The sequence below is a fragment of the Ruthenibacterium lactatiformans genome, assembly GCF_000949455.1.
GTDB classification, from domain to species: Bacteria; Bacillota; Clostridia; order Oscillospirales; family Ruminococcaceae; genus Ruthenibacterium; species Ruthenibacterium lactatiformans.
The window spans coordinates 89216-101736 of record NZ_JXXK01000013.1 but is presented as its reverse complement, the minus strand read 5'-3'; the positions used below and the strand labels follow the sequence as shown (position 1 = coordinate 101736).

At 59.7% G+C, this 12521-nt stretch carries 10 protein-coding genes; all 10 read left to right on the top strand.

Features of this window, described 5'->3' with window-relative positions; all coding sequences use genetic code 11:
* Nucleotides 1-277 precede the first annotated feature (277 nt).
* Entirely contained in the window at nt 278-1366 is a 1089-nt protein-coding gene (locus TQ39_RS10500) for a tyrosine-type recombinase/integrase (RefSeq protein ID WP_050005490.1), read from the top strand.
* Nucleotides 1363-2223, top strand: a complete 861-nt coding sequence (locus TQ39_RS10495) for a peptidoglycan DD-metalloendopeptidase family protein (RefSeq protein ID WP_050005489.1) — start codon at nt 1363-1365, stop codon at nt 2221-2223. The genes TQ39_RS10500 and TQ39_RS10495 overlap by 4 nt, the downstream gene beginning before the upstream one ends.
* Before the next feature lie 36 nt (nt 2224-2259).
* Nucleotides 2260-2646, top strand: coding sequence for a hypothetical protein (locus TQ39_RS10490; protein WP_050005488.1), 387 nt, complete (start codon nt 2260-2262; stop codon nt 2644-2646).
* 64 nt (nt 2647-2710) lie between these two features.
* Nucleotides 2711-3469 carry a DNA adenine methylase gene (locus TQ39_RS10485; RefSeq protein WP_050005487.1) on the top strand — a complete coding sequence of 253 codons (759 nt, stop codon included), beginning with the start codon at nt 2711-2713 and terminating at the stop codon, nt 3467-3469.
* Between the two features lie 86 nt (nt 3470-3555).
* A complete protein-coding gene (locus TQ39_RS10480) occupies nt 3556-3828 on the top strand; it encodes a helix-turn-helix domain-containing protein (protein WP_040910038.1) in 273 nt (90 codons plus the stop codon).
* Nucleotides 3829-3975: 147 nt separating this feature from the next.
* On the top strand, nt 3976-4287 hold the full coding sequence (locus TQ39_RS10475; protein WP_156146272.1) for a GNAT family N-acetyltransferase: 312 nt from the start codon (nt 3976-3978) through the stop codon (nt 4285-4287).
* A 118-nt stretch (nt 4288-4405) separates the two neighbouring features.
* On the top strand, nt 4406-4798 hold the full coding sequence (locus tag TQ39_RS10470) for a Fur family transcriptional regulator (protein WP_050005485.1): 393 nt from the start codon (nt 4406-4408) through the stop codon (nt 4796-4798).
* Between the two features lie 76 nt (nt 4799-4874).
* Entirely contained in the window at nt 4875-5414 is a 540-nt protein-coding gene (gene rbr, locus TQ39_RS10465) for a rubrerythrin (RefSeq protein WP_009324580.1), read from the top strand.
* 264 nt (nt 5415-5678) lie between these two features.
* Nucleotides 5679-8978 carry a PD-(D/E)XK nuclease family protein gene (locus TQ39_RS10460; protein ID WP_050005484.1) on the top strand — a complete coding sequence of 1100 codons (3300 nt, stop codon included), beginning with the start codon at nt 5679-5681 and terminating at the stop codon, nt 8976-8978.
* Entirely contained in the window at nt 8975-12487 is a 3513-nt protein-coding gene (locus TQ39_RS10455; protein WP_050005483.1) for a UvrD-helicase domain-containing protein, read from the top strand. Before TQ39_RS10460 ends, TQ39_RS10455 begins: the two co-directional genes overlap by 4 nt.
* Nucleotides 12488-12521: the final 34 nt, after the last annotated feature.

Below are 12521 nucleotides of genomic sequence, written 5' to 3'. Positions count from 1 at the left end.
GCCTAGAGTACGTGTGGCCCATTCAAAGGTGATGTGATATCCACTTACACCACCTTGCAAAACTTCACTGCCAGAATCACTGAGAATAATAAAACGATCTCCGTTTTGGGTGCCAAACTGATGTTCTGGAAGTTCTGCAAGCGTTAGGGTGTGATTTGTTTCTCCGCCAGTAGCTCGCAGCGCAAAATTAGCACCGTAAACAAGCTAAATTCCAAAATCCAGACGTGCAAAAAAACGTTCTCTATAATTATGAAAAAATGTTATGGAGGACGAAGCTATGAGTGCCAAAAAGCTAAAAAAGATTGCTGTAACCATCGGGTTTAAAGCCGATAATACCCCTATTAAAAAGGCATTTTATGGCCGTTCAACGGCCCAGGCAAAAAGCCGCGCAGAGCGATGGCTGGAAAGCCATGGCACACCGGAGAAGCAGGCCGACATACTCACCCTGGGTGGTTGGGCCGCCCGCTGGCTGAACGTGTACAAGAAGCCGGACGTCACGCCCACCGCTTATACGACCACGTATGAAATAACAGTGCGGCGGCATATTCTCCCGGCGCTGGGCAGCTGCGTCATGATGGACCTGACCCCCATGGACATCAAGGCGTTTTATAACAGTGTATCCCACCTGTCAAAGTCCGTCTGCAGCAAGATTAAAATGTGCCTCAACGGGATATTAGAGACAGCGGTCGAGAATGGCCTGTGCGAGCATAATCCGGCCCACAAGGTAAAAATCGAGAGCACAGCTACACCGCGCGTCAAGGAGGTGTTTTCAAATGCAGAAATCGAGATCGCCTCCGCTTGGTTCCTTCAGACCATGCCGGAGGTGGTCCTGGCTTTGGAAACCGGCGTGCGCCGGGGCGAACTACTGGGTTTTTTCAAGTCGGATTTCGACACCAGACGGCATGTTTACAGCGTCGCCCGCACCGTGCGAAAACCACGCGGACAAGCCCCGGAGACAGCCGCGCCGAAGTCTTTGAGTTATCGCACAAATCCTCTGACGGACCGCGCTCTGCAAGCTGTGGAACTGCTGCGGCAGCGATATCCAGACAGTCCATATCTGATTCCGGGCCCGGATGGCGGGCTGATGCGCCCGGACACCTGGAGCCGCAGGCTCAAGACGGAAATGGACCGGATGGCGCAAAGGCATAAAGACATGCCGCGCCTTACAGCCCACGAGCTGCGGCACACACATGGAACCTATCTGCGCCGCCATGGCGTGGATATTTACAGTATCGCAAAAATTCTCGGGCATAAGGACGTGGAAGTCACAGCCCGCATCTATGTACACAATGAATTAAACGAATTACGCAAGGCGCTGCGCTGGATGCAGCGCCGAAGCCCTATTATATCTGGAGGTGCAGCATGACAATTTTTGAAGGAAGAAACCAAATTGCTTATAGTTACGGGCGCTTCGGATACACCCGGAACAGCGGCAAAACATGGCACGGCGGTATTGATGTTGTGGGAGTTGACAGCAGCATGATCCGGGCGGTAGTCGCAGGGATCGTGGTCTTCTCCGGCATTGTTACAAACAAGACGGACAGGACGTGGGAGTGGGGCTACTACGTCTGTATTCAGGGCAATGACGGCCGCTTCTATTACTACTGTCACATGGCACAGGCCCCGGTGGTGAGGACCGGACAAAGCGTTAATGCCGGCGCTGCGATTGGGATCATGGGCAATACGGGCAATGCTGCCGGAGGCTACAAACACTGTCACTTTGAGGTACGGACGGCGCGGAGAGCCTCGGCCGCCATCAATCCAGCACCCTACTGCGGCTGTGAAAACCGCGTCGGAACATACGGTCCTGTAAGCATCAAACCTCTTTCCAGCGAAGCGTGCATCATCAATATTGGGCCTGCAAGCACGGGAGATGTGAAGATGCTGCAGAACCTGGCTGCGTCCCTGCAGCTTGGCTGCACTGTGGCAGACAATGTGCTCTCTATTGGGCCCATGACGCCCGGCGACCAGGTAGCCGTCCTCACCATGGCGGACAAGCTCATGCTTCCTGCGGCTCAGGCCATCCGGCGCAAAATCATTGCGGTCACTGCGGACAGCCTCCGCGTGCGCAGCGGTCCGGGCACCGATGATTTCAAACAGGTTGACAGCGTTAAGGCTGGGCAAAAGTTCGAGGTCATTGACGAGTGTGACGGCTGGTATTTTGTCGAGACCGACGGCTTGGACGGATGGATCTCCGCAGAGTATGTTCGCGTAGTTGCATAACGGTTCTTTGTATATTTTTCATGTGGAGGTATACATATGCAGACTATTGTTTTGATTCTGGTGCTTGCCATCACGGTCGAAGCACTTATTCAGTACAGCAAAACCATCATTGAAATGCTGGAGAAAAAGCAGTACAAAACTTTCGCCACGCAGTTGGCGGCGATTCTGACTTCGGTCTTTATCTGCTTTGCTGCGGGGGTCGATCTGTACCTCCTTGGGGGTGTCTCCTTTGTGGTTCCGTGGTTGGGCACGCTGCTCACCGGCATCGTCGTCTCCCGAGGTTCCAATTATACCAGCGACTTCATCGCGCGCCTGCAGAACCCCGACATCGGGGAAATTGTTTTGGAGGACGTGATCGGCGTCGCGGACGCGGGCGGCAAAGCTGAGATACAAACCAGCGGCGTGCCCCCGAACGCGCGATAGAGGATACAAGTAATAATGTAGTGATTCATCTGATCGCCTACAATTATATAAGGTGGATTGCTATATGAATAGTCCAATCGGTTGGATCGGCGGCAAACGCGCCCTGCGGAAAGAAATCATTGAACTCTTTCCACAGGAGGGCGTTGGCCGCTATATCGAAGTATTTTTCGGCGCTGGATGGGTATTTTTCGGTAGAGAGAAACAGCCCGGACAGCTCGAAGTCATCAATGACAGAGACGGGCAGATCGTCAATTTATTCCGTTGCATCAAGTATCACAGAGCTGCCCTCCAGGAAGAGCTGGAGTGGCTTGTTTCGGCGCGTGAGATATTCTTCGCTGCCATAGCTCAACTGCATACCGATGGCCTCACAGATATTCAGCGTGCGGCACGCTTTTACTACGTGCTCAAAAATTCTTTCGGAAGCAATCGAAAAACCTTTGCTACATCTGGCAATGGAATCGGATGTTCTATTGACTATCTGGAGCAGGTTCAGCTCCGGCTGAAAGGTGTCAAAATTGAAAACCGTGATTTTGAACCCATTTTGAAGACCTATGATCGGCCGGACGCCTTATTTTATCTGGACCCTCCATATCTTGGAACGGAGAAACTCTATGAAGGTATATTCGGGTGGGAAGACCACTTACGGCTGGCCGCAAATCTTAAAGAGCTCAAGGGCCGGTTTGTGCTTTCATACAACGATGATCCGCGTATTCGGGAGTTATATGACTGGTGTGATATAAAAGCCACTGCACGAAGGGAAACACTGTCCGGCGCTGGGAAAAATCAAAGTTCATTCAAGGAAATAATCATACGTAACTATTAACATCGCCTTGTACGATATTCGTACTTTTAGACCGTATATCGGATAATAAGAACGAAATCGCGTATTATAATACGCGGGGCGATCAGATGATCAAAAACCATCTGTCAAAATTGCTCGGTGAGCGTCGGTGGACACAAGCGGATCTTGCTAGAAAGACGGGCATACGAAGAGCCACAATCAATGAACTTTATAATGAACTAACGGACCGGGTGAACTTGGAGCATCTTGACCGTATTTGTGAGGTGCTCGAGTGTAGCGTTTCGGATGTTTTAGAGTATGTCCCAAATCCACAGCGCAAAACGGGTGCAGACCTGATTGTCGAAGAGCACGGCAACAGGCACAAAAAGCCTAATTTTTAGGCATTAAAAAGGGCGTTTACAAGGCATTAAAACCTTTGTAAACGCCCTTTTTGTTTTTGAACTTTTGTTGCAAAATTGCAACACGCTTTTCTCATTCTTTCTGAAAAGTTTTCTCATTCTTTTTGAAAAGCAACAGTGGCGGCATCGGTGGAAAACCCGGAGCGCGCGGCTTATCTGGCCATGCTGGACGGCGCGCCCGTGGGCATGTTTCACATCAACCTGGGGGAGCATCCCGGCCGGGCGTTTTTGTATGGTGTAGGCATTTCGCCCGGACGGCGCGGCCAGGGGCTGGGGCAGGAGCTGATGCTCCTTGCGCTGGCGGAGGCCCGGGCCATGCGGGACGGCGTAGTGCTGGACGTGGATTCCGGCAACGCACCCGCTTATCATATCTACCAAAAGCTGGGCTTCTGCGTGACGTTCCAGGTGGATTACTTCCGTGCGCCTGTGCGTGCCGGATGAGAAGCGGGCGCGGAAAATAAATTTGCAGTTTTGCTTGACATTTTATGCTAAATAGTATAAAATATCAATAAAGAACCATATCCTTCCCTTGAACGAGGGAGTAAGTAAGGAGCCCATTATGGAAAAACGCAACACCATCCAGAAGCAGCTTGTGCTGGACGCCGTGTTTCGTCTTGCCAACCATCCCACAGCGGAGGAGGTCTATGCCGAAGTGGCGCGCAGCCATCCCACGGTAAGCAAGGCGACGGTATACCGCAACCTCGGCAGCCTGTCTGAGGATGGCCTGCTGCGGCATATCAAGATGCCCGGCGGCGCAGACCGGTTCGACCATATGCTTTTGGAACACCATCACATCATATGCACCCGGTGCGGCTGTTTCGCAGACGCACCCGCGTCCGGGAGCGCTGCGCTGGACGAGGCCGTGGCACGCCAGACCGGGTACTCCGGTGTTTCTCACGACATTGTGTTCCGCGGCTTGTGCCCGGAGTGTGCCAAAGCGGGCAAGGCGTAAGTCCGCGCTGATTTTGCCGGAAGCCGCGCTGCGGCTGTACATAAAAATCACATGATAGAAGAAGGAGCGTAATAAGATGGAACTGAAAGGAACAAAAACCGAAAAAAATCTGTGGACCGCGTTTGCCGGTGAGAGCCAGGCCCGCAACAAGTACACGTTCTATGCATCCAAAGCGCGCAAAGACGGTTATGTTCAGATTGCAAAGATCTTTGAAGAGACCGCTGCCAATGAGAAGGAGCACGCCGAGCTGTGGTTCAAGGCGCTGCACGGCGACGCCATTCCCGGCACGGCCGACAACCTGCTGGACGCCGCCGAGGGCGAGAATTACGAGTGGACCGATATGTATGCCCAGATGGCGAAGGACGCCAAGGAAGAGGGCTTTGACCACCTGGCTTTCCTGTTTGAAGAAGTGGGAAAGATCGAGCGTGAGCACGAAAACCGCTACCGCAAGCTGCTGGCGAATGTTGAGGGCGGCCTTGTGTTCTCCCGCGACGGCGACATGGTCTGGCAGTGCTCCAACTGCGGCCATATCGTCATCGGCAAGAATGCTCCCGAGGTGTGCCCCGTCTGCGCGCATCCGAAGGCATATTTCCAGCTCAAGGCTGAGAACTACTAAGCCTTACAGCGGCTTCAAAAGCCCACATATCCCGCAGGCGGCGGCAGGATTTTTCCTGCCGCCGCTTTTCTGTACCATTCCGCCAAATGCCTGCATGCCCTTTTTTTGGCCGGCCAAATGCGGTATACTATAAAAGACTGCCGAAGGCTGTTTTGTGTGGATGGCTCCGGGGGCGGGAGACGGCCCCAAAAATGGCCTGTAACTATTTTTTATTGTGGATTAGCAAACAATGGCAGCGCTTGCTGCAGAAGGGGGTGGAGCTTTGTGCTGCGGCTGATATTGGGTATTTCAGGCACGGGCAAAACAGGCCGTGTGCTGGCCGAGATGAAGGTGCGCGCCGCCGCGCGGCGGCGCAGCATCCTGCTGGTGCCGGAACAGTTTTCTTCCTCTGCCGAGACGATGGTGTACCGCTCTTTGGGCGATGCGTTCAGCGCCTGTGCGGAGGTATACAGCTTTACCAGCTTTGCTGAGCTGGTGCTCAAGACCTTTGGCGGCGCAGCGGTGAAAACGCTGACGGACGCGGCCCGGGCCGTTGCAGTGCGCCGTGCTATGGATACGCTGGGCGACGAGCTGCAGGCCTACCGCCGTCACCGGCGCAGCACGGGCTTTTGCAGCATGTGCGCGGACGCCATCAAAGAGCTGAAAACGGCGGGCGCAAGCCCCGAGACGCTGCTGGACGTGGCCCGCACCGCGGGCGAGGACGGCGGCAAGCTGCACGAGCTGGGATTGATTTTCGCCGCCTATGAGGCGTTGATCGCCGGCTCCGCCATGGACCCGGCGGACCGTATTTCCGCCGCCGCGCTCCGGCTGGACCCGGCGTTTTTGGCGGACAAAGCCGTTTTTATCGACAATTTCGACGGCTTTACTGCACCGGAATACCGCATGCTGGAAAAGCTGGTGGAGGCTGAGGAATGCACTGTCACGCTGTGCTGCGACGGCCTTTCGGACAACGAAGCGGGCCTTGGCTTGTTCAGTCCGGTGAAAAAAACGGCGCAGAATCTACGGCGCATTGCAGGCAAGCAGAGCGTGGAGATCGCCGCGCCGCATGTGATGCAGGAGGATTTTCGCCACAAGAACGCCCCGGGCCTTGCGGCGGTCAACCAATGCCTGGCTTTCGGCGCGCCGGAAGCGCCGGAGCACGCGGGCTTTTTTGTCACGCCTGCCGCAGGTGTTTACGCCGAGTGCAAGGCCGTAGCCTGCCGCATCGCCGCGCTTGTGCGCGAACGGGGGCTGCGCTACGGCGGCGTTGCGGTCATCTGCCGCGAGATGGACGCATACGCCGCGCCCCTGCAATATGAATTTGCTCTGGCAGGCATCCCCTATTTCACAGACGAGACCACCAGCCCCGAGCACACTGCGCCGGCCGCTTTTTTTACGGCGGCGCTGTCGCTGCTGTCGAAAGGGCTTTCCACCGAGGCGCTCCTGCGCCTGCTCAAAACCGACTTGTGCGGGTTTGCGCCTGAGGAAATCGCGGTTTTGGAAAATTACGCTTACACCTGGCAGCTGAAAGCGGCCGACTGGCGCGCCCCTTTTGAAAAGAATCCGGCGGGCTTCGGCGCGCAGATGACGGATGAGGACAGGGCGGCTCTGGCCCGGGCGGAGGCTCTGCGCGCGGAAGTTGTGCCCCGTGTGGAACGCTTTCTGGACGCGGCGCGGGGACAGACGGCAGCGGGCATCTCCAAGCAGCTGTATCTGCTGCTGGATGCTTTCAGCGGCGCGGAGCACACCGCACAGGCGGCCGCCGCGTTTGAGCAGGCGGGCGACCCGCTGCGCGCCCGCGCACTGTACGCCACTTGGGAAAACATGATGGATCTGCTGGGCCAGATGGAGCAGCTTTTGGGCGGGGACGAGGTGACGGCAGCGGAATACGCCGAGCTGTTCGCGCTGCTGCTGCACGAAGCGGACCTGGGCCATGTTCCCGAAACGCAGGACGCGGTCATCGTGACCACTGCGGACCGCATGCGTCTGGACAGCCCGGACGTATGCTTTGTGCTGGGGGTGAGCGAGGGCAAGTTTCCAAAGCTGCTGGGCGCGAGCGGCCTGCTCTCCCACGCGGACAGGGATCTGCTGGTGCAGGGCGGCGTGGAGATGCCCGGCAGCTATGAAAACCGCACGCTGCTGGAACAGATGTTCTTTTACCGCGCTTTGACGGCGCCGGCGCAGGCGCTGTATGTCAGCTTTGTCCCTCCCGAGGCGGGCGGCGCGCCGTTGAGCGCGGCGATGGAGCCGCTGGTGGAGGCACTGGCTCCTCCGGCAGACGTGCTGGACGAAGCCCAGCGCGCACCCACACCGGCCGCCGCGCTGGACTTGTTGGGAGCTGCCTACCGGGAGGATACGCCTCAGACCGCGGCGCTGGAGGCCGCTCTGCGCCGCCAGGACACGATGGCGGAGAGCTTGGTCGCCATGGAGCGCGCCGCACGGCCCGCGCACTTTTTCGCGCGGGAGACGCGCCCTCTGGGGGCACTTTTGGGCGACAGGCTCACGCTTTCACCCACGCGTGTGGAACAATATTACCGCTGCCGGTTTTCTTACTTTCTGCAGTATGTCCTGCGCATTCGTCCGCGCAGACGCGCGGAGCTTTCTCCGCTGGAGAGCGGCAGCCTGGTGCATTATATCCTGGAGCACGTGATGCGCCGCGCGGGCGCGGAGTTCCCGCGTCTTGCGCCGGAGGAGCTGGCCCGGCTGGCCGGCGAGGTGGCCGACCAATACGTGGCCGAAAACATGCCCGCCGCAGGGCGGCGCTTTGCCTACCTGGTGGAACGGCTGAAGCGCGGCGTAACGCGTTTGTTGGCGTATCTTCAGGCGGAGCAGGCCCAAAGCCTGTTCCATCCGGCCGCCTTTGAGCAGGAGATCGGAACAGGGGAGGGCGCGGTTCCCCCGCTGACGCTGCGCACGCCGGACGGCCGTACCGTGCAGGTGCAGGGCAAGATAGACCGTGTGGACGTAATGGAGCGGGAGGGCAGGACCTATCTGCGCGTGGTGGATTACAAAACGGGAAACAAAGCATTTAATCTGGACGAGGTGTATTGCGGCCTGAACACGCAGATGCTGCTGTATCTGTTCACGCTGCGCAGCAACGCGGCGCAGGTATACAAAAACCCCGTGGCCGCGGGCGTGCTGTATCTGGCCGGAGACCCTGTGCTGAAAACCGGCTCCCGTGCCGAGGCAGCGGCGGCCCCGGTGTACAAGGTGGACGGGCTGGTGCTCAACGACGAACTGGTGGTGCGCGGCATGGACCGGGACGCCACGGGCATGTTCGTACCGTTCGCCTTTGGAAAGGACGGCGCGCCCCGCGCCAGCGCCAAGCTGGCAAGCCTGGAAAAGCTGGGCAATATTGAAAAGCATCTGGACGCGCTGGTGGTGGAGATGGCCCGGGGCCTGTACGCGGGTGAAATAGACGCGGTGCCCCTTCGCACGGCGGCCCACTGTCCCTGCGACGTATGCGATTACCGTCCCGTCTGCCTGCACGAGGACGGGCGGGGCGAAACAAGCGTGCAGGCGCCGAAGGATGTGTTTGAAACGCGTGCGGACGCGTGCAAAGCACAGGGGGAGGGAAATATATGAGCGCGCCGAAATGGACGCCGGCCCAGCGCGCCGCCATCGAGGACCGGGGCGGTACGCTTCTGGTCTCGGCGGCGGCAGGCAGCGGCAAAACAGCGGTGCTGGTGGAGCGCGCGGTGCGGCTGATCACCGATGCGGCACATCCGGTCGCGGCCGACAGGCTGCTGATCGTCACCTTCACCCGCGCTGCGGCCGAAGAGCTGCGCGGGCGCATCGCGGTACGGCTTGCGGCCGAGGCGGCCGCGCACCCCGAGAGTGCGTACCTGCGCCGTCAGCGGCTGCTGCTGGGGCGCGCCAACATTTGTACCATCGACGCATTCTGTATGCAGCTGCTCAAGCGCTATTTCGCGGAGCTGGGCCTGCCGCCGGATTTTGAGCTGGCGGATGACGCAAAGGCCTATACGCTGCGCCAGAACGCGCTTTCCGCCGTGCTGGAGGAGCTTTATGAGGACGCGGATTTCTGCGCGTTTGCCTCACTGTACGGCCGCGCCCGCAGCGACGCCAGCGCCGCTGCCGCGGTGTTGGGGCTGTATGATTTTTCCCGCACGCTGCCCCATCCCGCAGCGGCGCTGCAAAGCATCTGCGCAGCCTACGAAAGCGGACAGCCGCTGGGCCAAACGGCATGGGGCCGTACATTGCTGGAAAACGCCGGGCGGGCCGCGCGCAGCGCACTGCGCCTGCTGGATGCGGCGAAGGGCATCGTCGCGCAGGAGCCGGAGCTTGCCAATTATGCACCGGCGCTGGACAGCGACGCGGCGTTTTTCGCGGCGCTGCTGGAATACATCGGCGCGGGCCGGTGGGACAGTGCGGCTGTTTATACAGCCGAATACAAGCCGCCTGCGTTCAAGGCTGTGCGCGGATATCAAAGCCCGGGAATGAATGCGGTGAAGGCGCTGCGCGCCGCCGCCAAGGACGCTGCGGAGCGTTTGAAAAAAGATGTGTTCCTGTGCACGGAGGCCGAATTTGAAGAAGACCGTGCCCGCATTGCGCCTATGGCTGCGGCTCTGGCCCGTGGAGCAAAGGCCTTCGGGGCGCGGCTGTACGAAGATAAGCTGGCGGAAAAGGCATTGGAGTACAGCGATTTTGAGCATTTGGCACTGGAGCTGCTGTGCGGTGAAAACGGCGAAAAAACGGCTGTGGCCCGCACGGTGTCCCGCGGGTTTGACGCGGTGCTTGTGGACGAATATCAGGATACCAATGCCCTGCAGGCGCTTTTGTATCAGTGCCTCGCCAACGACGACGGCTCCAACCTGTTTTTTGTGGGCGACGTGAAGCAGAGCATTTACCGCTTCCGTCTGGCCAGCCCGGAGATATTCATCGGCAAGCGCGGCGGTTTTGCGCCTTATACGCCCGGCGGCCCTCACCCGGCCACTGTCACCCTGGGCCACAACTTCCGCAGCGCGGGCAATATCATCGACCAGATCAATGATGTGTTTGCCTGTGTGATGAGCCGCACAGTGGGCGACGTGGACTACAACGGGGACGAAATGCTGGTGCGCGGCGCGGACGACGGATACGACGGCGGCCCCATGGAGCTGGATATTGTGGACATGAGCGGCGGCGACACCGCCATGGGAGACGCGGGCGCGGTGGCGGATGCGGTGGAGCGCCTGGTGAAGGAAGGCTTTGCCGTGCGCGAAAAGGGTGGCGGCACGCGGCGGTGCGGCTACGGTGATATCTGCGTGCTGCTGCGCAGCCGTGCGCGGTTCGGCCTTTATGCGGCGGAGTTCGCGCGGAGGGGCATTCCGTCCTTTGCAGACACGGGCGAGAGCCCTCTTACGTCCACGGAGGTCTCTCCCGTGCTTTCTCTGCTGCGGGTCATCGACAACCCCGGACAGGACGTACATCTGGCCGCGGCGCTGGTATCGGTGATGTTTTCATTCACGCCGGACGATTTGACGCGTCTGCGCCTGCTGGCCCCGCGCGGCAGCCTGTACGCGGCGCTGCTGAAAAGCGAAGAGCCAAAGGCACAGGCTTTTCTGGAAACGCTGCGGGCGCTGCGGCGGCTGGCCGCCACCGCGTCCGTGGAGGAGCTGTGCGGCGAGATATTCGCCCGCACGCATTACTTCGCGGCTGTGGGCGCGATGGAAAACGGCCCCGCCCGGCGGGAGACGCTGCGGGCGTTTACGGCCTGGGCCGCCGGTGTGGACCGGGGCGGCGCGGGAGGGTTGGCCGCGTTCCTGCGGGTGGTGGACAGCGCGGTGGAAAGCGGCGCTGTGCAAAGCGGCGGCACGCCGGTGCTGCCGGAGGGGGCGGTTTCCATTATGACCATCCACCGCTCCAAGGGGCTGGAATTTCCGGTGGTCATCCTGGCGGACACAGCCCGGCGGTTCAATCTGCGCGATACCTCCAACCCGGTGCTGTTCCACCCGTCGCTGGGGCTGGGCATGAACCTGCGTGCGGACGGCGACGGCGGGCTGTATTCCACTGTGCCCCACCGCGCGGTGCGTATGGCGCAGCGCAGCGAGGCCGTCAGCGAAGAAATGCGCATCCTGTATGTAGCGCTCACCCGCGCCCGGGACAAGCTCATTGTTACGGCGCCGCTGCAAAACCCGGAAAAAACACTTTCAGCGCTGGCAACCACGCTGGCGGGCACGGGCGGAGCGGAGCCGTACACGCTGTCACAGGCGCTTTCGTTCAGCGAATGGCTGTGTACGGCCGCGCTGCTGCACCCGGACTGCGAAGAGCTGCGCAAATACGCGGGCGGCGCATTGCTGCCTGTCTATGCGGCGCGGGGGCATATGCGCGCGCGCGTAGTGCCCGCGCAGCCCGCCGGGCAGGCGGCGGATGAGCTGTCTGCCTTTGTGCGCACAGCCCGGCCGGACGCAGCGCTGCTGGAACAGCTTTTGCAGAATTTCGGCGCACGGTATGAAAATGCGCCGTTGTGCACGCTGCCCGCAAAGCTGAGTGTTTCAGGCCTTGTCCATGAGGGCGCGGCCCCGGTTCTGGCGCGCCCGGCGTTCCTTTACAAAGAGGGGCTGACAGCGGCGGAACGCGGCACGGCGCTGCATGCGGCGCTGCAGTTCGCGGACCTTGCCGCTGCGGCAAACGACCTGCCCGGCGAGGTGGCGCGCCTTGTGGAGGGCGGCTGGCTGGACGCAGCGCTGGCAGGGCAGCTGGAGCTGCCGCGCATGGCCGCATTCCTGCAAAGCCCGTTGGCGGCACGCATGCGCGAGGCTAAGAAGCTGCTGCGCGAGTACGATTTTATTACGGCGGTGCCCGCGAAGTTCGTGGACGATACGCTGCCCGAACCGTTCGCGCACCAGCCTGTGCTGGTGCAGGGCATTGCGGACGCGGTGCTGGTGAATGGGGATACGGCGGAGATCGCGGATTATAAAACGGACCGTGGCAAAACGCCGGAGCAGCTTTTGCAGGCGTATGCAAAGCAGCTTCTGCTGTACCGGGCAGCTGTGGAAAAACGTTTGGGCGTGCGCGTGGAGCGGTGCACCATCTATTCCTTCAGCCTGGGGAGGGAAATACCGGTCCCGCTGGAGGCGGCTCGCGGCGAATGATTTTTGCGCGCCCTTATAAATTCCTTAGAAACGG